Source organism: Amycolatopsis sp. PSD-21, from assembly GCF_055561455.1.
Window position 1 is genome coordinate 4595194 of sequence record NZ_CM145712.1, and the last position, 18405, is coordinate 4613598.

Sequence of the window (18405 nt, forward strand, 5' to 3'; positions counted from 1 at the left end):
GTGGGGGTGGAGAAGCTTGAGCAGGCGAGCCGTCTCGACGGTCGGTCTGTGTTGTGCCGCTTTCGCGATGCTGGCGGCGTGTTCGGACACCCCGGCGCCCGCACCGGCGACGAAGACCGTCACGGTCCCGCCGACGACGAGCGCTTCGCCGAGCACGTCCGCCACGTCGGGCGGTTCGTCCTCCGCCGCTCCGGGCAGAGTTTTCGACCCGCGGACCATGCAGGCGGACGTGCGGAAGATCCTCACCGAGACCTATCAGGTGCGGGAAGTCGGCGACGTGCTCTGCCCGGCGAACCAGACGGTCAAGGACGGCAGCACGTTCACCTGCACCGTCCAGGTCGGCGGAGAGGGCAAGACCGTCACGATCACGGTCACCGGGGACGACGGCCGCTACGAGGTCGGCGCGCCCGCCTGAAAACCGGTTGGGTTCGCCTGCCCCTGGCGGCAGGATCGGCGATATGAGCGAATTCCATGTGCGTGCCGTGGCCGAAGGCGAACAGCGGGCGTGTCTCGACGTCCTTTCGCAGTCCCTGCACGGCAAGCCCGCGTCGGACGAGGTCTGGGCGAAGATGGCTCCGTCCTGGCCGGCGGCCGGGAAATTCGCCGCGTTCGACGACCACGGCACCCCGGTGGGCATCACCAGTTCGTTCGAGGTGGAGTTGACCGTCCCGGGTGGACAGAGGCTCGTCACGGCCGCCGTCGACGGCGTCGGCGTCCGCGCCGACTGGACCCGCCGCGGGATCCTCACCTCGATGATGGCCGCACAGCTGGAAGATCTCGCGGCGCGCGGCGTCCCGCTGGCCGCGCTGCACGCTTCGGAAGCGGTGATCTACGGCCGCTTCGGTTACGGCGCGGCCACTTTCTGCCGAGGCGTTTCCGTCGAACGCCCACGCGCCCAGCTGCGCGACGGCGTGGGCCGGGAGGGCGTGGTCAGGTTCGTCACCCCGGCCGAAGCCGTGGAGCGCGTTCCCGCGTTGTACAACCGCTTCGAGGGAACACGGCCGGGTTTCGTCTCCCGGCCCGCCTGCTGGTGGCCGGGTTTCTTCGACCGAGTGGTCACCGGGGACGACGGGTATCGTGTGGCCGTCCACAGTGGACCGGATGGGGACGACGGTTTCGTCGTCTACCAGACCATCGACACTCGCGACCGGCAGGCGCCGGAGCGCGGCGCGCTCCTGGACATCCGGGAACTCCATGCCGCCACGCCACAGGCCTGGGCGGGCCTGTGGCGCTTCCTGCTGTCCATCGACCTGGTCTCGGCCGTGGCCGGACGCGGCCGCCCGCTGGACGAGCCGCTCGCCGAACTGCTGACCGACCCACGTGCGGTGAACACGACCGAGGTCATCGACGACCTGTGGCTGCGCCTCGTCGACGTCCTCGCGGCGCTGCGGGCACGTTCGTATGGCACGGCCGAGCGCGTGGTGCTGGAAGTGCACGACAAGCAGCTTCCGGGCAACGACGGCCGGTACGTCGTCGGCCCGGACGGTGTGGAGCGCACGACCGGCGAGGCGGATCTGAGGCTGGACGTCGCCACCCTGTCGTCGCTGTACCTCGGGCACGGCCTGTTCGGCGATCTGGCCTTGTCCGGCCGGGTCGAGGCGCTGGACGAAGCCGCCGTGGCCCGGGCCGACGCGCTGTTCCACACCGCGCGCACGCCGTGGTGCGGGACGTTCTTCTAGGCACTCGTGAGTGCTAACCGTCCTTACCACTCACGAGGGATTCCGGCGAGGTTTGATCCGTACCTGCGGCAGCGTGGGTGCGGGCAGCCACGCCGTGGTGCCCTGGTAGCCCTCCACGTGACCGAACCGGTCCGCCTGTGCCTGCCAAGCCTCACGGTACCCGGCGATCTCCTCGTGGCTCCGGCCCACGAAGTTCCACCACATGACGAGTTCCTCGGTGAACGGGGTCCCGCCGAGCAGGAGCACCCGAGCCGGTTCGCCGCCGGAGTTCGTCAGTTCGAGCCGTCCGGCGCCGGGCGCGAGGTAGGCGAGTTCCCCGGTGCTCAACGCGGCTCCGGCGACGGTGACGGAGCCGATGTCCTGCAGGACACCGTGCTCGAAGGCCGGGTCGACGTCGAGTGCCAAGGTCGCCCCGGGCTCGATCGTGAGTTCGGCGCCCAGCAGGGGAGTGAACGCCGGGACAGGCGACGTCGTCCCGGCGAGGCTGCCGAGAAAGACCCGGGCGGTCGCGCCGGGCAGTTCGACCAGCGGCGGCGCGTAGTGCCGGAAGTCCCGTGCGGTGTCACGGTGTTCGTCCGGCAGTGCGATCCAGAGCTGGACACCGTGCAGGACCGAGGTGTCCGGTGTGGACACTTCCGAATGCGCGATGCCGTGCCCGGCGGTCATCAGGTTGAGCTCTCCGGGCCGCACCATGGCGGTGGTGCCGATGCTGTCGCGATGTTCGATCTCGCCGCTGAACAGCCAGCTCGCGGTCTGCAGCCCGGTGTGCGGATGCGGCGCGACGTCCATCCCGCCGGACTCCGAAACGTCCTGCGGGCCGTAGTGGTCGGCGAAACACCAGGCGCCGATCAGAGACCGTTGGCGCTGGGGGAGTGTCCGGCGGACCCGGATCGCGCGCGGACCGCCGAGCGGGACGTCGCGCGGGGTCAGCACGGTGACGCCTTCGCCCGGTCGTTCGGAGCACAGCAGCTCGGCCGGGTCGGCCTCGGTGTTGCTCATGACTTCGGGAGCGCGGCCAGCAGACGTTCCACCGAACGGCCGAGATTCCAGCGCTCCGCGAGTTCCGCGACCTTGTCCGGGTCGGCGGGCTCGGACGGGACGACGTCCGGACGGGACTGTTCGACCGGCGCGTCGGCGGCGACCCGGACGACGGTCGGGGCGACCGCGAGATAGTCGGCGGCTTCGGTCAGCCGGAGCCGGGTCTTGAGCGGCACCCGCGAGTCGCCGGCGTTGGAAGCTTCGATCAGTTCCTGCAGCGAACCGAACTGGGTGATCAGCTTCGCCGCCGTCTTTTCGCCGATCCCGGCGACGCCGGGCAGCCCGTCCGACGGGTCGCCGCGCAGCGCCGCCATGTCGGCGTATCCGGGGCCCGCGTTCGCGGCCGGGATGCCGTACTTCCCGGCGATCTCCTCCGGGCCGAGGACCTCGGCCTTGTTCCAGCCTTTGCCGACGTAGATGACCACCGTGGCCGTCGGTTCGTGGCGGACCAGCTGGAACAGGTCGCGGTCACCCGTGATGACCTCGACGGGGGACACCTTCTCGCGGATCGCCAGCGCGCCGATGACGTCGTCGGCCTCGTACCCGGCCGCCTCGGCCGTCGCGATCCCGAAGGCCTCCAGCAGCTCCAGGATGATCGGCACCTGCGGCGTCAGCGTGTCCGGCACCTCTTCGACGTCGCTGCCTTCCGGGACCTCTTCGGCCACCCGGTGCGCCTTGTAGCTGGGCAGCAGATCGGTGCGGAACTTCGGCCGCCAGTCCGCGTCGAGGCACGCCACGAGCCGGGAAGGCCGCCGGTCGACGAGGATCCGCGCGATGGTGTCGGTGAATCCGCGCACCGCGTTGACCGGTGTCCCGTCGGGGGCGGTCATCGAATCGGGCAGCGCGTAGAACGAGCGGAAGTAGAGGCTCGCGGAATCGAGGAGAGCGAGTGGTCCGGTCACGCGGACAGCCTGCCACGTCCGGCCCCGGATGTCCGTGAAGGACCCGACCCCCAGCCGGGTCCTCCACGGGCATCGTCAGGCCGCGTACGGCCGCGCCCGGCGCGCGTCGCGGAGGGCGTTGGCCCACCAGTTCAGCTGATTCAGCAGCGTGGTGGCCGCGGCGGAGGCGCCTTCGAAGTCGTCGTGCGTACCGTCCGGGCCGAAGTGGTTCCAGGCGTACGGGAAGCTGACGGTCTCGCGGATCGTGGCGGCGTGGAGTTCGGCGAAGACCGGGCGCAGGTGCTCCACCGCGCGCAGGCCGCCCGAGATCCCGCCGTAGGACACGAAGGCGACAGGTTTCCCGTGCCATTCGGGGCCGGTGGCGTCGAGCGCGGTCTTGAGCGGGCCGGGGTAGCTGTGGTTGTACTCGGGGACGATCACGACGACGGCGTCCGCGGCGGCGACGCCGGGGGAGAGATCGCCGGGACTTTCGGCGAGGTCGATGACGGACAGGGTGACGTCGTCGCGCTGTTTGGCGCGCTCGAGGAACCAGTTCGCGACGACGGGCGCGAAGCGGCCCTCGCGGACGCTGCTGATCACGACGGCGAGTTGGTAAGTCGGGTTCGTTGTCATGCCCAAGACCGTAAAACCTGTACTTAACTTGAGGTCAAACTCCAGAATCGCCGCATATCCGGATCCAATCGCAGAGAACTCTTTGCAGAGAAGTCTTTGCGGTTGTACGGTATGGCGCATGGGGAAGAGCGAGAGATATCTCGCGCGGGTCGACGGCCGCATCCTGCGGGCGCTGTCGCATCCACTGCGCGTCAAGATCCTGGAGTTGCTGCGGGAGGACGGTCCGGCGACGGCGTCCGGGCTGGCGAAACGGGTGGGGGAGAGTTCCGGGACCACGAGCTGGCATCTGCGTCAGCTGGCCGAATCCGGGCTCATCAGGGAGGACACCGAGCGCGGCAGCAGGCGCGACCGGTGGTGGAAGGCGGTGCACGAGGGGGACCAGATGCGCGCCCGGGACTTCATCGACGACCCCGATCTCGCCGGTCCGTTCAACGCGTACGCGCACACGATGATCGAGCGGCGCTACGCCGCCGAAGCGCAGTTCGTCGCCGAAGTGCGGGACTGGGCCGACGAGTGGATCGACAAGGTCAGCTTCCACGACTCGCCCCTCTCGCTGACACCGGACGAGGCCGCCGCGCTGAGCGACGAGATCCTCGACGTGATCGCCCGCTACCGCCGTCCGGAGAGGGACGGCGACACCCAGGTCCGCGTGCACTGGGCGGCCTTCCCGAGGAAGTCCCGGCCGGAGACGCCATGAGCCGGATGCCACTGGGGGCTCTGGTCGTGGCTTCGGGGATCTCCTCGGCCGGAGTGATGATGACGTTGCTCGCGATTCCCTGGTTCGTGCTGCAGAGCACGGGCAGCGGCACCAAGACCGGCATCGTCACCGCGGCCGAGGTGCTGGGCCTGATGGTCGCCGCGTTGCTGGGCGGGCCGATCGTGGACCGCGTCGGCACGCGGCGGGCGAGCGTCGGTGCGGATCTGCTGACCACCGGCACGGTGCTGCTGATCCCGCTCGCGATGGCCACGACGGGGCTCAGCCTGCCGGGGCTGATCGCCTTGTCGTTCGTGATGGGCGTTTCCCGCGGTCCCGCCGACACGGCGAAGCAGGTGCTGCTTCCCGGCGTCGCGGAACTCGGCGGTGTCGGCGTGAGCCGGGCGGCGAGCGCCGTGGAAGCGGCGATGAGAACCGGCCGGATGGTGGGCGGACCCGCCGCCGGCGCGCTGATCGCCTTGATCGGCCCGGTGCCGGTGCTGTTCGTCGACGCGGGCGCGCTCATGCTGTCCTCGGTGCTGGTGTTCGCGCTGATCCCGGTCGCGGCCGGCCCACCGAGACCGTCGTCGGGTGGATATCTCAAGCAATTGCGCGAAGGGCTCGGGTACGTCAAACGCGACGCGGTGCTGCGCGCCGTCGTCGGCATGCTGATGCTGACCAGCAGCCTCGACTTCGGCCTGCTCGGTGTCCTGTACCCGGCATACGGAGACCAGGTCCTGCACAGCACCGCGCTCATCGGAGCGATGATCACCGCGGTCGCGACGGGTGCGCTGCTCGGTTCGGCGCTCTACGGCTGGGTGGGCCACCGCGTCTCGCGGCGGATGGCGATCCTCGTCGCCGTGGGAATCGAAGGCGCGCCGCGTTTCGCCCTGCTCGCGCTGGAGCCCGCGCCGCCCGTGCTGCTGGCCGGGCTCGTGGTCGCCGGGATCGGGGTGGGCGCGCTGAATCCGATCGTGCTCCCGGCGGTCTACGAACGGGTTCCGGAGGCCGTGCGGGGTCGCGTGCTCAGCCTTCTCGTGGGCGGGGTGCTCGCCGCGATGCCGCTCGGCTCGATGGCGGCAGGGTTGCTACTGGACGGGATCGGCCTCGTCGGCGCACTCGCCGTGTTCGGCGGTCTGTACCTGATCGCCACCACCTTCCCGGCGATCTTCCGGGTGTGGCGCGGGCTCGACGATCCCGCCCCGATCGGGGGTGACCGGCCGGTGAGCCAAGGGGCGCGGACCGACTAGGCTCGCCCTCATGTCGCGCCGTTCCCTTCACAACCCAGCCCCCGACGCCGCCAGCCTCCGCGCCCGCCTCGACCGGGCCCGCGCCGCCGCGGCCGCCGCCGGTACCGACGCCCTGCTGATCGCACCCGGCTCGGACCTGCGCTACCTCATCGGCCAGGCCGGGGGCTCCTTCGAACGGCTGACCACGCTGGTGATCCCGGCCGACGGCGTCCCGGCGCTGGTGCTGCCGAAGCTGGAGGCGCCCGGCTACGCCGACGTCCCCGCCGACGAACTCGGCATCGAGATCGTCACCTGGGTCGACGGTGACAACGCCTACGAACTGGTCGCCGACCGGCTGGGCAAGCCCGGCCGCGTGGCGGTCAGCGACTTCACCCCGGCGCTGCACGTGCTCGCCTTCCGCGGCGCGCTCGGCGACGCGGAACAGACGCTCGCCGGGCCGATCGTGCGCGAACTGCGGATGCGCAAGGACGCCGCCGAGATCCAGGCGCTGCGCGACGCGGGTGCCGCCATCGACCGCGTGCACGCCCGCGTGCACGAATGGCTGCGCCCCGGCCGCACCGAGGCCGAGGTCGGCGCGGACATCACCGCCGCGATCGTCGAGGAGGGCCACACCCACGCGGACTTCGTGATCGTCGGCTCGGGCCCGAACGGCGCGAGCCCGCACCACGACGTCTCCGACCGGGTCATCGAGCGCGGCGACGTCGTCGTGGTCGACATCGGCGGCCCGATCGCCGAGGGCTACAACTCCGACTCCACCCGCACGTACGCGGTCGGCGAGCCGCGTGACGCCGACGTCGCCGAGACCTACGCCGTCCTGCAGCGGGCCCAGAAGGCCGCCGTCGACGCCGTCCGCCCGGGCGTCACCGCCGAGTCGATCGACGCCGCCGCGCGCGACATCATCGCCGAGGCGGGGTACGGCGAGTACTTCATCCACCGCACCGGCCACGGCATCGGCCTCGACGTGCACGAGGAGCCCTACATCATCAAGGGCAACGCGCTGCCGCTCGAACCGGGCATGGCCTTCAGCGTCGAGCCCGGCATCTACCAGCCGGGCCGCTGGGGCGCCCGCATCGAGGACATCGTCGTCGTCACCGAGGACGGCGTCGAGCCGGTCAACCAGCGCCCGCACGACCTGATCGTGCTCGACGCATGACCGGTTCCCTGGAGCCGCTGGATCAGGCCATCGTGCAGGAACTGGCCGCGGACGGACGGCGCAGTTTCACCGATCTGGCGGAGCGGGTCGGGCTTTCGGTGTCGGCGGTGCACCAGCGGGTGCGCCGCCTGGAGCAGCGCGGGGTCATCCTCGGGTACACCGCGCGGCTCGACGGCGAGCAGATCGGCCTGCCGCTCACGGCGCTGATCTCGCTGACGCCGAACGATCCGGCCGCCCCGGACGACTACCCGCAGCGTCTCGAGCACATCAAGGAGATCGAGTCCTGCTACTCGGTCGCCGGGGACGAGTCGTACATCCTCCTGGTCCGAGTGGCGTCGCCGCTCGGCCTGGAGGACCTGCTCCGCCGCATCCGCGAGTCCGCCAAGGTCTCGACCCGGACCACGGTGGTGCTGTCGACGCCGTTCGAGGGCCGTTCGCCCACCCTCTGAGACGAGAAAAGGGGTGGGCTTGCGCGGCGCTGGTACGATAAAAGGTATGGCAACACGTAAGGTCACTCTCTCACTCGACAGTGGTGCGCTCGAGTTCGCCGAGCGGGCCGCGAAGGCACACGGGATCTCGGTCTCGTCGTGGTTGTCCAAAGCGGCCCGCAGGGAGGCCGTCCGCACCGGTTACACCCCGCAGCGCGCCCCGGTCGAACCGTCCGCCGAATCGGACGAGGCCGAGCTGACCGCCGCGGAGAAGGATCTGCGTGCACAGGGGTGAAGTCTGGACGTACCACCCCCCGACCGAACCGGCACGGCAGCGCACCGTCGTCCTGCTGTCCTCGGACGGGGTGAACGAATCCGAGCGGCCGTGGCTGCTCGGCACCGAGCTGCTGGACCGTGATCCGCAGGACATCCTCGGCGTCGCCGTCGACGCGCGGTACTGGGTCTCCACGCTGAACCTCACGCGCCTGTACCGGCCGTGGTTCGACGAGAAGATCGCGGAGATCGACCAAGAGGTCCAGGAGCGCATCGACATCGCGTTGCGCGCCGCACTCGACCTCTAGCCACGCGAGTCGCGTCCCCAAGCACGCGTGTTACGTCTCCAACCACGCGTGTCGCGTGCCTGATCACGCGACTAGCGCGCGATCACCTCGGGCGCGGCGTGCAGTTTGCCGTCGGGGCCCGAAAGGCACGACGCGTTGCCGCCGCGGGCGGCGAGGAACTCGTTGAGGCAGTTCGCGATCTGCGCGTGGCCGTTCGCGTTGGGATGGAACGACTCCTGCAACGCGTGGCTCGCGCGGTCCGCCTGGCCGAGATCACGCAGCTGCAGCGTCAACCTGCTGAACCACTCGTTCGCGGGGTCGCTGCTGCACGCCTCGTGCCCGGCGCCCGCCCGCGAGAGGTCCAGGAACCGCGCGCTGGTCGCCCTCGACGCCTGCTTGAGCCCGTCCGACAGGACGGAGACCCCGTCTCGGCGCATCCACTCCAGATCCTCGGTGCGGAACGGGCAGCCGTTGAGACTGCGCAGGGCCTCCGGGATCTGGGGGCCGACAGGCGAGGCATACGACATCAGCACGAGCTGGTAGTCCGCCGGGACGTAACCGGCCTGCGCCAGCACCTTCTTCACGTCGGCGACGGCGTTGGTCACCTTCGGCACCATGGCGTCCACTTTGGACTTCCACGTGGTGCGGAGCGCCGCGCTGCACGGCGGGTTCTGCGGGGAGAACCAAGCCTTGAAGCATTCGTTGACCTGAGCGGAGAACTTCGGCTCGTCGTTCGCGCCGATCGCGATCACCACCGCGGCGACCCGGTGGTCCTTGATCAGGTTCGCGAGCTGCTGGGCCTGTGACGGCTCGGTCCACTGCTTGGCGTCGCCGAGGGCGATCTGCTCCGACGGCGCCCCCGAACACGCGAGGTTCACCCGCGCGGTGACGTCGGGGATCTTGATCTGCTCGACGAAGGCGTTGGGGGAGCGGTGGCACCAGTTGCCGCCCTGCCCGTTGGTCGCGGGCGTGTAGTCGCCCGCGCCCTCGCCGGACACGGTGCTGTCGCCGATGGCGACGACGGTCAGCGGCCCCGTTCCCGGCGGCCCTTGGCGCGGGGACGGTTGCCCTGGGCGGCTTTCCGACCCGGTAAAGGCAATGAACCCGACGAGAACCACCACGAACGTGAGCGCGAGAGCACCCCACCACCACCGGAAACGTCGCATCGTCACCGGATTCTACGGACCCCGTGGCCCGACAGGGTGATCATGGCGGTGTGACGGTCGCGATGTCCGGGTCAGCCCGCCTCCGTCAGGTCCGTTCCGGTCGCCAGTTCCGTCACGACCTCGAGCACCCCGGGGAGCGCCGGCTTGTCGTTTTCCGGCGACCAGGCCACCACCGTCCGGGCGGTGTCGCCCGCCAGCGGCACGAAGACCACGCCGCTCCGGCGCAGGCTGTGCGAAGACCGGGCCAGTCTCGTGACCCCGACGCCCGCGGCGACCAGACCGAGCAGGCCCTGGACGGTCGCCGCCCGCTGGACGATCCGCGGCGTGAAGCCGGCCGCCTCGAACTCGCGGTCGTAGCGGCGATGCCAGGGTTCCCACGAACTTCGCGGCGTGAGCACCCACGGCTCATCGGCCAGATCCGCGAGCTTCAGTTCGGTCGCGGCCGCGAGGCGGTGCCCCTCCGGAAGAACGGCACAGACGTCCTCGGTGATCAGTGTGCGGGTCTCGAACCCGTCGACCAGGGGAGGCCGGGTGAAGACGAGGTCGTAGCGTCCGCCGCCGAGGCCGTCGACGAGCGGCGCGATCTGGGTGTCGTCCGTGGTGAGGGTGAGGTCGGGGAGCCGCTCACGGACCGCCCGTACCACCGGCGGGAGCAGGTAGTTGGCCGTGGTGGTGAGGAAACCGAGGTGCAGTGTGCCGATTTCGCCGCGTACCGCCCGGCTCAGCACCGACAGCGCCTCGTCGTTGCGCGCCAGGACGGCGCGGGCCTCGGGCAGGAACAGCGAACCGACTTCGGTGAGCCGGGCTCCGCGGGTGTCACGCTGCAGCAGCTTCGCGCCGAGCAGTCGTTCCAGCACGGTGATCTGCTGCGAAAGGGACTGCTGGGCGATGTGCAGCCGCCGCGCGGCCTTGGTGAAGCTGGCGTCTTCGGCGACGGCGACGAAATAGCGCAACTGCCGCAACTCGGGGGTCACAGGCTCTGACTGTAGCCGTGTCAGGAAGCCGGTGTTGGCGGCCCGGGCGTGACCTTCGCACGATGGATCCCAGGAACTTCACTGGAGGGAACAGGAATGACGAAGGAAACCGAGGGCCGCGTCTGGCTGATCACCGGCTGCTCGTCCGGGTTCGGCAGGCACCTCGTGCTGGCCGCACTCGACGCCGGCGACCGCGTGATGGCCACGGCTCGCCGTCCGGAGGCTCTGGTCGAACTGGAAGAGCTCGGCCGGGGTCGGGTGCGCACCGCGGCGCTCGACGTCACCGATCCGGCACAGATCGAAGCCGCCGTGCGGGCGGCCCTCACCGAGTTCGGCCGGATCGACGTCGTGGTCAACAACGCCGGGCACGGCTCGGTCGGGGCGGTCGAAGAACTGACCATGTCCGACCTGCGATCCCTGATGGACGTGATGTTCTTCGGCGCCGTCGAGGTGACGAAGGCCGTCCTGCCCCACCTGCGTGAGCAGGGGAGCGGTGCCATCGTGCAGATGAGCTCGATGGGTGGGCAGCAGAGCCCGCCCGGTTTCGGGGCCTACTGCTCGGCGAAGTTCGCCTTGGAGGCGATGTCGGAGTCCTTGGCCGCCGAGGTCGCGCCGTTCGGCGTGCGGGTGCTGATCGTGGAGCCCGGGGCCTTCCGGACCGAGTTCGGTGGCAGCAGGCTGCGGCGCTCGCGGGTGATCGACGCCTACCGCGAATCGACCGGCGCGATCCGGGACTTCGTCGAGGGGATGGACGGCTCGCAGCCCGGAGACCCGGCGAAGGCCGCCGCCGCGATCCTGAAAGTGCTGGACAGCGACGACGCTCCGCTGCGGCTCGCGCTCGGCGACGACGCTGTCGACGGGCTACGAGCCACGCACGAGGCGAAGGCGGCGGAGCTTGCCGCCTGGGAAGAACTGAGCCGTTCCACCGCCTTCTGAGCGTTCTGCGTCAACGACCGTCCACTCTGGACGCGAGGATCGCCGCGCCGGGACCGGAGAGCTCGTCGAGTGCCACGGCCCGGCCGGCGATCGACAGCAGCAGCGCTTCGCCGGGGCCGCGGACCTCTAGGCCGGAGCCGGCCGACCAGTCCAGATCCGTGGCGACGAGCCGGAGTCCGCGTGCGCGTTTGCCCGCCTTGATCGGCGGTGCGTAGCGAGCGAACGCCAGGGCGTGGCGTAGTCTTTCCGGCGGCACCTCACGGGGAAACCCCAGGGGGCGCCGGATGTCCTGGTGATGGAGCAGCCCGTCGAGCAGCGCGACCCGTCCGCCGAACGCCGAGGTCAGACCGCGCGGTTCGAGGTGTTCCTCGATCCGTGCGATCAGCTGCTCCGGTGCCCGGCCGGGTTCCCGTGCGACACCGAGCGCGTTCATCCGGTTCAGCCGCAGCCCACCGCGGACGGCCTGCCCGAGCACGTCGCGGAACCGCTGGGCGTCGTAGTCGACGACGTGGGCGACCACTTGCCGGACCGTCCACTCCGAACACAAGGTCGGCGCGTCCCAGTCTTCGGGGGACAGCGTTCGCAGGAACGCGGCGAAGTCCGCCCGTTCGTCCCGGGCGAGTCGCGCGACGCTGTCCACCGGTGGCCTCCTGAGGTCATTCGTAGTCGAGCCACCCGCCAACGTAGTAGTTCGTGTCCTCGTTCCGCTCGACATGCCAGGAATGTACGACGTCCGAAGGGGCCGATCGCAGACGCGGACAGGTCCCGCTGCCGCAACGCGGTCATGTCGCCGGTTTCGCGTGACTCATCGGACGACACGCGTGATCAGGCGGACGACACGCGTGACTGGATGGACGACTCATGCGGAACCGCGTGTCGACCCCTCCCTCAGCAGTTCTCCAGGAAGTGTCGCAGCACCCGGGTGCCGAACCGCAGGCCTTCGACCGGGACGCGCTCGTCCACGCCGTGCGCCATCGCTCGGTACGGGAAGCCTTCCGGCAGCCACAACGGCGCGAAGCCGTAGCAGTCGATCCCGAGCGGGCTGAACGCCTTCGCGTCCGTGCCGCCGCCCATGCAGTAGGGGACGACGACGGCTTCGGGGTCTTGCGAGCGCAGCGCGTCCGCCATCGCGCCGAACCACGGCGAATCCACCGGAGCCTGGACCGGCGGCTGGTGCGCGACGAACTCACGCGTGACGCCCTCGCCGAGCATCGCGTCGAGCTCGGCGAGCAGTTCCGGTTCGGAGCCGGGGAGGACACGGACGTCCACCTGGGCCTCGGCCGAAGTCGGGATCACGTTCACCTTGTAGCCGGCGTCGAGCATGGTCGGCGTCGTGCTGTTGCGGACGGTCGGCACCACCAGCGCCCCGGCGGGCCCGAGCCGCGCGATCGTTCCGTCCACATCGGACAGATCGACGGGGACGCCGAGTGCTTCCCCGGTGCGTTCGAGGAACGCCTGGACCGTCGGGGTCAGCTGGATCGGCCAGCCGTGCGCGGCGATCTTGCCGAGCGCGGTGACCAGCCGGGTGACCGCGTTCTCGTCGTTGGGGCGCGATCCGTGGCCCGCGCGGCCCTTGGCGGTCAGGCGCAGGTGTGCCGTGCCGCGTTCGGCCGTCGCGACCGGATAGAGCCGCACGGTCCGGCCGTCGGCGGCGGGGACGTGGTAGGTGTACCCGCCCGACTCGCTGATCGCGGCCGCGCAGCCGTCGAACAGGTCCCGGTGCGTCGCGGCGAGCCAGTGCGCCCCGTACTCGCCCTTGTCCTCCTCGTCGGCCACGAACGCCAGGACGATGTCCCGCCGCGGCCGGACACCCGTGGCGAGGGCGGCGAGCACCATCGCGCAGAAGTCCTTCATGTCGACCGCGCCGCGGCCCCAGAGGAACCCGTCGCGGACCTCGCCCGAGAACGGATCGACCGACCAGTCGGCGGCGTCGGCGGGCACGACGTCGAGATGGCCCTGCACGAGCAGCGCGGGCAGGCTCGGGTCGGTGCCGGGAACCCGGGCGATCACGTTCGCGCGGCGCGGCGCGGACTCGATGATCTTCGAGCCGATCCCGAGCCCCGAAAGCAGCGACGCGACGTACTCGGCGGCCTCGCGCTCGCCAGCGGAGTCCCCGTCGCCGCGGTTCGTGGTGTCGAACCGGATCAGCCGCGAACAGACTTCGACGACATCCAGGTCGGCGTTGTTCCGGGAACCCGCTCCCGCGCCGGGAAGTGCGTCCTGCGTTTCGAGCTCAGCCATAGATACCCTGCACCGCCCCGGCCGCGATCGCCGTGACGATCTTGAACGCCTTCATCGCCTCGGTCATGTCCGGCGCGTCGAAGCCGACCCGCCGCACGCCGATCTGTTCCACCGTCGGGATCACCGCCGCGGCCTGCGCGAGGTGGCTCGCGTCGAACTCGACCTCGATCCGGTGCGGCGTGGTGAACCGCTCGACCCGGCCCGCCCGGTTCATCGCGTCCGCCGCCGCCGAGCTCAGCAGTTCGGCCGTCCTCGCGGGCGGCAGGCAGATCGCGGCGTAACGGCTGACGCATTCCTTCACCGTGACCAGTTCGGCCTCCGGCGCGTAGTCCTGGGCGTCGTCGCAGGCCTTGTCGTCACCGGAGACGACGAGCACCGGGACGCCGTATTCGGCGGCCATCGCGGCGTTCAGCCTGCCTTCGCTGGCGGGCACGTCGTCGAGCCACACGCCGGTGATCTGGTTCTCCAGGTACGTGTGGGACAGGACGCCGTCGAATCCCGCGCCGGCGTGGTAGCCGAGGAAGACGACGCCGTCCACGCCGGTGTCGATGCCCTGCATCATCGAGAGCGGCTTGTGCCTGCCGGTGAGCATGCGCGCGCGCCCGTCGAGGTCTTCGAGCAGGAGGTTCCGCTGGGACGAATGCGCCTCGTTGACCAGCACGTCGGTGGCGCCGGAATCGAACAGGCCCGCGATGGTGGCGTTGACGTCACCGGTGAACAGGCGACGGAATCGTTGCCACTGCTCGGTACCGGGGATGACGTCCTCGGTCCAGGTGACGCCGGTGGCGCCCTCCATGTCCGCCGAGATCATGATGCGCATGCGGGGCACCCTAGCCGAGGCGCTTTGCCTTCGCCGCCGGGCTCAGGGCCAGGAACCGGACCGCGGGTACACCGCCCAAGCGCGCTCCCAGGCCGCTGCGCGCTGCCGGTCGAGCACCAGCCGGACGACCCGGTGGAACAGGACGAGCGAGCCGACCACCGCGAACCAGAGCCAAAGACCCACGAGCACCGAATCGAACACCGCCGTCGACGCGTTCCTCGGGGCGGCGGTGAGCTCACCGCGGGCGTCGATCCAGATCGGCACCGCCGTTCCGGCGGGGCTGCCCGGCGCCGCGAGGACGCCACCGGTGTGCCGCGCGCCGCGCGAGTCGGTCCAGGTCGCCTGGGTGGTGGAGTCTTCGGTGCCGACGCTCTCGCTGTCGACGATGCGGACGGGCGCGGCCGTCAGCAGGTACGCGGTGGCGGGTGTGCGTCCGGTGGCGTCGGCGGCGGCCGCGGCGACCTGCCTGCCGTGGTTGGCCGAGCCGACGGCGGCCGCGACCGGTATGGCGAGCAACGCCGCGAGGATGACGAGCTTGAGCACCAGGGCTTCGAACCGGTCGGAGCCACGGGCCAGCGAATTGCGACCAGGGAAGAGCCGTCGCCCGAACCGGGCGATCGGACCGCTGGACCCGTGCACGAGGAACCCCATTCCCTCAGACCGCGAAAACCTCCACCGTCGATTCTCGGTCACCGGGGCGCCGCTGTCGCGGTATGGGGACACAGACCACTCTGTGAACCCGTACACAACCTTTAATTCGTTTTACCCGTCCGCGTTCCCCCGCTACCGTCTTCGCCATGGGGATTTTCTTCACTCTGTGATTCTCGCCTTCGACGCGGCCCTGGCGTAGAGCCTTCGCTCCGCCGGGCCGCGTCCTTCCGCATGTCCTTCTTCCCTTGCGAGAATCAGGAGGACGCCCCTGTGCGTACCCCGTATCGAAATCCCGGAACACAACTCGTGCTCTCCGGTGTCACCAAGCGTTTCGACGACCATGTCGTACTCGACCAGGTCTCCTTCACCGTCAAACCGGGGGAGAAGGCGGGCGTGATCGGCGACAACGGCTCGGGCAAGTCCACGTTGCTGAGACTGATCGCCGGCCGGGACCGGGCGGACAACGGCACGGTGACCGTCACCGCGCCCGGAGGTGTCGGCTATCTCCCGCAGACGCTGGAGCTGCCCGACACCGCCACGGTCGGCGACGCGATCGACCTCGCCCTTGCCGACATCCGGGACCTGGAGTCGCGGCTGCGGGCGGCCGAAACGTCGCTCGCAACCGCCGAAGACCTGGCCGCGTACGGCGACTTGACGGCCGCCTACGAAGCCCGTGGCGGGTACGAGGCAGACGCCAGGGTGGAGGTCGCGCTACACGGGCTCGGGCAGCCGGGCCTCGATCGAGGCCGCGCGCTGGGCAGCCTGTCCGGCGGTCAGCGGTCCCGGCTGGCGCTCGCGGCCACCCTGGCCGCTTCGCCGGAATTGCTGCTGCTGGACGAACCGACCAACGATCTCGACGACGAAGCCGTCGCCTGGCTGGAGAACCATCTTCGCGGGCATCGCGGCCGGATCGTCGCGATCACCCACGACCGGACGTTCCTCAGCCGGGTCACCAGCACGATCCTGGAGGTCGACGCCGACCGCCGGACCGTGCAGCGCCACGGCGACGGCTACGCGGGCTATCTCGCGGCGAAGGAGGCCGCGCGGGCTCGCTGGGTCCGGGAGTACGAGGAGTGGAGGTTGGAGAAGGCCCGCTACGAACGGATGGCGGACGTCAACATCGACCGGTTCTCGGCGATCCCGCGCAAGGCTCCGGCGGCCTTCAGCGGGGCCGGCGCGTTCCGGGCCCGATCGCGGGCGCACGGGGCGATGAGCCGGATCCGGTCGGCGCGCGAGCGGATCCAGCGGCTCGAGGCGGACCGTGTTCCGCCGCCGCCCGAGCCGCTCCGGTTCACCGCGCGGATCGCCGCGGGGGAGACCGAGGCCGATCAGTACGTGGTGAAGGTGGACGACGTGTCGGTCGACGGCCGTCTGCCGCGGACGTCTCTCAGCGTGCTGCCGGGCGAACGCGTCCTCGTGACCGGACCCAACGGGGCGGGCAAGACGACCCTGATGCGAGTCCTCGCCGGCGAGCTGGCTCCCACGACGGGGTCGGCGGAACGGACGGGCCGGATCGGGTTCCTCCACCAGAACGGCGGACTCGCCGCGGACGCTCGAACCGTTCTGGCGGTCTTCGCCGGGAACGGTGACGAGGACGAAGCGGCCGAGAGGTTGCTGTCGCTGGGCCTGTTCCGGGCGCCGGATCTGCGCAAGCCGGTCCGGGAGCTGTCCATCGGGCAGCGGCGCAGGCTCGAACTGGCCAGGCTGGTGACGGCCACGACCGATCTGCTGCTGCTCGACGAGCCGACGAACCATCTCGCCCCGGATCTCGTGGAGGAGATGGAACAGGCGCTCGCGGAGTACTCCGGCGCGCTCGTGGTCGTCACCCACGACCGGCGGATGCGGCGGACGTTCGAGGGCAGGCGGCTGGAACTGGTCACTTCAGCGGCATGAGCGGTCCGTCCACTTTGGCCGGATTGAGGCAGCTGTCGAGCCCGTCCACGAGGGAACAGGTCCCCGGGCCGCGTTTGAGCCGGAAGCCCTGCGGCACGCCACCCGCCGTCACCAGACCCTGGTAGGCGGGAACGGCGTCCGTGGGGCGCCTGCTCAGCGCTGGATCGGTGAGCGCGTCCACTGTGTACAGTCCGAACCGGGCCCGATAGCTGCCCCATTCGTAGTTGTCGGTGAGGCTCCAGTAGTTGTAGCCGATGAGGTTCATCCCGTCGGCCTTCGCCCGCTGGAGCCAGTACACGGTGTCGCGGACGTGATCGCCGCGGGTGTAGTCCGCGTCGCGGAGCTTCCCGTTGTCGGTCGCCATGCCGTTCTCGACGATGTAGAGCGGCAGGCGCGGGAACCGATTGTGGTAGCTGCGCAGCGCGTAGTAGATGCCTTCGGGCTGGAGCTTCACGTCCCAGAACCTGTCGCTGGCGGCGGCGAACACGGTCCAGTTGTCGATGCTCAGGCCGTAGTAGTAGTCGATCCCGATGAAGTCGAGCTTGTCCTTGACCTGGTCGAGGAAGAACCAGTCGGCCATCCCGTTGACGCCGGTGATGTAGGCCTGGTTGCTGGTGACCTTCGCGGTCGGGTCGAGTTCGTGGATCAGGTCGTAGGCCCGCCGGTGTGCCTGGACGACGTTGGACTGCGCCGCGAAGTACTGCGTGGCCTTCAGCGCCCCGACCTTCTGTTCGTTCTTGAGGAAGATCAGCGGCTCGTTGAACGTCACCCAGAGGACATCCTGCCCGGCGTAGCGCTGGACGATCTTCCGGCTGAACTCCAGCCACGCGTCGGCCGTCCGCGACTCGGCCCAGCCGCCCTGATCGAGCGCCCAGCCCGGGTACACCCAGTGGTTGAGCGTGATCATCGGGGTCATGCCCGCGGCGCGGACCTGCCGGAGCACGTCGTCGTAGAAGGCCAGTTCGGTTTCGTCCCACCGTCCCGGCGCGGGCTCCACGCGAGCCCACTCGATGCCGAAGCGGTAGGTGTTGACGCCGAGCCCGGACGCGAGACGGATGTCGTCGGCGTAGCGATGCCGGGAGTCCACGGAGTCGCGGTATTCGTCGACGCCGTCCTTCCCGGCGGACCGGTCCACGAACCGCTTCCAGTTGCTGTCCGGAGCACTGCCCTCGGACTGATACCCCGACGACGCGACGCCCCAGTAGAAGTCCCGGGACCAGCCGTCGTCCTGCGATGCGGACGCGTCCACCGCGGAAAGTGTCGCGCATAGTGAGACGGCGACCACCGAGGACAGCACCCGGCGTAACCTTCCCCGATGCTCCGGCCACTTCGTCGATCGTTCACCAGCGTCCGCCATCCTCGGGACGCTAACGTGGGTGAACGGCGTAAACAAGCGGCCGTCCGGGGA

The 18405-nt window shown here is 70.1% G+C and carries 20 protein-coding genes; 10 read left to right on the top strand and 10 right to left on the bottom strand.

Going from position 1 to position 18405, the window contains the following annotated elements; translation table 11 throughout:
• The first annotated feature begins 16 nt into the window (after window positions 1-16).
• Both ACZ1DY_RS21650 and ACZ1DY_RS21655 read left to right on the top strand, forming a co-directional pair.
• Window positions 17-415: a DUF4333 domain-containing protein gene (locus ACZ1DY_RS21650; protein ID WP_192744397.1), complete on the top strand. Its 399-nt coding sequence runs from the start codon at window positions 17-19 to the stop codon at window positions 413-415.
• Window positions 416-458: 43 nt separating this feature from the next.
• Window positions 459-1679, top strand: a complete 1221-nt coding sequence (locus ACZ1DY_RS21655; protein ID WP_465485531.1) for a GNAT family N-acetyltransferase — start codon at window positions 459-461, stop codon at window positions 1677-1679.
• A gap of 30 nt (window positions 1680-1709) precedes the next feature.
• Here ACZ1DY_RS21655 and ACZ1DY_RS21660 read toward each other — a convergent pair whose 3' ends face one another.
• From ACZ1DY_RS21660 to ACZ1DY_RS21670, 3 genes are all read right to left on the bottom strand, one after another.
• Window positions 1710-2678: a pirin family protein gene (locus tag ACZ1DY_RS21660; protein ID WP_465485532.1), complete on the bottom strand. Its 969-nt coding sequence runs from the start codon at window positions 2676-2678 to the stop codon at window positions 1710-1712.
• Entirely contained in the window at window positions 2675-3619 is a 945-nt protein-coding gene (locus ACZ1DY_RS21665) for a 5'-3' exonuclease (RefSeq protein ID WP_465485533.1), read from the bottom strand. Before ACZ1DY_RS21665 ends, ACZ1DY_RS21660 begins: the two co-directional genes overlap by 4 nt.
• A 75-nt stretch (window positions 3620-3694) precedes the next feature.
• Entirely contained in the window at window positions 3695-4231 is a 537-nt protein-coding gene (locus ACZ1DY_RS21670; protein ID WP_257487000.1) for an NADPH-dependent FMN reductase, read from the bottom strand.
• Between the two features lie 118 nt (window positions 4232-4349).
• Here ACZ1DY_RS21670 and ACZ1DY_RS21675 point away from each other — a divergent pair, with 118 nt between their 5' ends.
• The 6 genes from ACZ1DY_RS21675 to ACZ1DY_RS21700 are packed head-to-tail and all read left to right on the top strand — an operon-like array spanning window position 4350 to window position 8337.
• Window positions 4350-4928 carry an ArsR/SmtB family transcription factor gene (locus tag ACZ1DY_RS21675; protein ID WP_465485534.1) on the top strand — a complete coding sequence of 193 codons (579 nt, stop codon included), beginning with the start codon at window positions 4350-4352 and terminating at the stop codon, window positions 4926-4928.
• Window positions 4925-6175, top strand: coding sequence for an MFS transporter (locus tag ACZ1DY_RS21680; protein ID WP_465485535.1), 1251 nt, complete (start codon window positions 4925-4927; stop codon window positions 6173-6175). Before ACZ1DY_RS21675 ends, ACZ1DY_RS21680 begins: the two co-directional genes overlap by 4 nt.
• 10 nt (window positions 6176-6185) lie before the next feature.
• Complete coding sequence (locus ACZ1DY_RS21685; protein WP_126732890.1) at window positions 6186-7328, top strand: M24 family metallopeptidase; 1143 nt, start codon at window positions 6186-6188, stop codon at window positions 7326-7328.
• The gene (locus ACZ1DY_RS21690; RefSeq protein ID WP_016334198.1) at window positions 7325-7777 is read left to right on the top strand and encodes an Lrp/AsnC family transcriptional regulator; all 453 of its coding nucleotides are present in this window, start codon (window positions 7325-7327) and stop codon (window positions 7775-7777) included. The genes ACZ1DY_RS21685 and ACZ1DY_RS21690 overlap by 4 nt, the downstream gene beginning before the upstream one ends.
• 46 nt (window positions 7778-7823) lie before the next feature.
• Window positions 7824-8051 (top strand): hypothetical protein, encoded by a 228-nt coding sequence (locus ACZ1DY_RS21695; protein ID WP_007035425.1) that lies wholly within the window; start codon window positions 7824-7826, stop codon window positions 8049-8051.
• Window positions 8038-8337 carry a hypothetical protein gene (locus tag ACZ1DY_RS21700; protein WP_005150941.1) on the top strand — a complete coding sequence of 100 codons (300 nt, stop codon included), beginning with the start codon at window positions 8038-8040 and terminating at the stop codon, window positions 8335-8337. Before ACZ1DY_RS21695 ends, ACZ1DY_RS21700 begins: the two co-directional genes overlap by 14 nt.
• A 71-nt stretch (window positions 8338-8408) precedes the next feature.
• Here ACZ1DY_RS21700 and ACZ1DY_RS21705 read toward each other — a convergent pair whose 3' ends face one another.
• A complete protein-coding gene (locus ACZ1DY_RS21705; protein WP_257486997.1) occupies window positions 8409-9482 on the bottom strand; it encodes a GDSL-type esterase/lipase family protein in 1074 nt (357 codons plus the stop codon).
• A gap of 71 nt (window positions 9483-9553) precedes the next feature.
• Window positions 9554-10456: a LysR family transcriptional regulator gene (locus ACZ1DY_RS21710; RefSeq protein ID WP_465485536.1), complete on the bottom strand. Its 903-nt coding sequence runs from the start codon at window positions 10454-10456 to the stop codon at window positions 9554-9556.
• Window positions 10457-10552: 96 nt separating this feature from the next.
• Here ACZ1DY_RS21710 and ACZ1DY_RS21715 point away from each other — a divergent pair, with 96 nt between their 5' ends.
• Window positions 10553-11392 (top strand): oxidoreductase, encoded by an 840-nt coding sequence (locus ACZ1DY_RS21715; RefSeq protein WP_465485537.1) that lies wholly within the window; start codon window positions 10553-10555, stop codon window positions 11390-11392.
• Window positions 11393-11402: 10 nt separating this feature from the next.
• Here ACZ1DY_RS21715 and ACZ1DY_RS21720 read toward each other — a convergent pair whose 3' ends face one another.
• From ACZ1DY_RS21720 to ACZ1DY_RS21735, 4 genes are all read right to left on the bottom strand, one after another.
• Window positions 11403-12032: a maleylpyruvate isomerase family mycothiol-dependent enzyme gene (locus ACZ1DY_RS21720; RefSeq protein WP_465485538.1), complete on the bottom strand. Its 630-nt coding sequence runs from the start codon at window positions 12030-12032 to the stop codon at window positions 11403-11405.
• Between the two features lie 248 nt (window positions 12033-12280).
• Window positions 12281-13633: a M20/M25/M40 family metallo-hydrolase gene (locus ACZ1DY_RS21725; protein ID WP_465485539.1), complete on the bottom strand. Its 1353-nt coding sequence runs from the start codon at window positions 13631-13633 to the stop codon at window positions 12281-12283.
• A complete protein-coding gene (locus tag ACZ1DY_RS21730) occupies window positions 13626-14453 on the bottom strand; it encodes a M55 family metallopeptidase (protein WP_005150961.1) in 828 nt (275 codons plus the stop codon). Before ACZ1DY_RS21730 ends, ACZ1DY_RS21725 begins: the two co-directional genes overlap by 8 nt.
• Before the next feature lie 42 nt (window positions 14454-14495).
• A complete protein-coding gene (locus ACZ1DY_RS21735; RefSeq protein WP_465485540.1) occupies window positions 14496-15092 on the bottom strand; it encodes an Rv1733c family protein in 597 nt (198 codons plus the stop codon).
• A gap of 282 nt (window positions 15093-15374) precedes the next feature.
• Between ACZ1DY_RS21735 and abc-f the strand changes: the two genes are divergently transcribed.
• Complete coding sequence (gene abc-f / locus ACZ1DY_RS21740; protein WP_465485541.1) at window positions 15375-16997, top strand: ribosomal protection-like ABC-F family protein; 1623 nt, start codon at window positions 15375-15377, stop codon at window positions 16995-16997.
• Here abc-f and ACZ1DY_RS21745 read toward each other — a convergent pair.
• Complete coding sequence (locus ACZ1DY_RS21745) at window positions 16981-18246, bottom strand: family 1 glycosylhydrolase (RefSeq protein WP_465485696.1); 1266 nt, start codon at window positions 18244-18246, stop codon at window positions 16981-16983. The two genes, abc-f and ACZ1DY_RS21745, sit on opposite strands and share 17 nt — an antisense overlap.
• Window positions 18247-18405: the final 159 nt, after the last annotated feature.

Excerpts from the sequence above, each read along its gene's own strand:
- ACZ1DY_RS21730 (WP_005150961.1), bottom strand. The coding sequence starts at position 14,453 with ATGCGCATCATGATCTCGGCGGACATGGAGGGCGCCACCGGCGTCACC.
- ACZ1DY_RS21685 (WP_126732890.1), top strand. The coding sequence starts at position 6,186 with ATGTCGCGCCGTTCCCTTCACAACCCAGCCCCCGACGCCGCCAGCCTC.
- ACZ1DY_RS21715 (WP_465485537.1), top strand. The coding sequence starts at position 10,553 with ATGACGAAGGAAACCGAGGGCCGCGTCTGGCTGATCACCGGCTGCTCG.
- ACZ1DY_RS21675 (WP_465485534.1), top strand. The coding sequence starts at position 4,350 with ATGGGGAAGAGCGAGAGATATCTCGCGCGGGTCGACGGCCGCATCCTG.
- ACZ1DY_RS21695 (WP_007035425.1), top strand. The coding sequence starts at position 7,824 with ATGGCAACACGTAAGGTCACTCTCTCACTCGACAGTGGTGCGCTCGAG.
- ACZ1DY_RS21705 (WP_257486997.1), bottom strand. The coding sequence starts at position 9,482 with ATGCGACGTTTCCGGTGGTGGTGGGGTGCTCTCGCGCTCACGTTCGTG.
- ACZ1DY_RS21655 (WP_465485531.1), top strand. The coding sequence starts at position 459 with ATGAGCGAATTCCATGTGCGTGCCGTGGCCGAAGGCGAACAGCGGGCG.
- ACZ1DY_RS21670 (WP_257487000.1), bottom strand. The coding sequence starts at position 4,231 with ATGACAACGAACCCGACTTACCAACTCGCCGTCGTGATCAGCAGCGTC.
- ACZ1DY_RS21660 (WP_465485532.1), bottom strand. The coding sequence starts at position 2,678 with ATGAGCAACACCGAGGCCGACCCGGCCGAGCTGCTGTGCTCCGAACGA.
- ACZ1DY_RS21680 (WP_465485535.1), top strand. The coding sequence starts at position 4,925 with ATGAGCCGGATGCCACTGGGGGCTCTGGTCGTGGCTTCGGGGATCTCC.
- ACZ1DY_RS21725 (WP_465485539.1), bottom strand. The coding sequence starts at position 13,633 with ATGGCTGAGCTCGAAACGCAGGACGCACTTCCCGGCGCGGGAGCGGGT.
- ACZ1DY_RS21690 (WP_016334198.1), top strand. The coding sequence starts at position 7,325 with ATGACCGGTTCCCTGGAGCCGCTGGATCAGGCCATCGTGCAGGAACTG.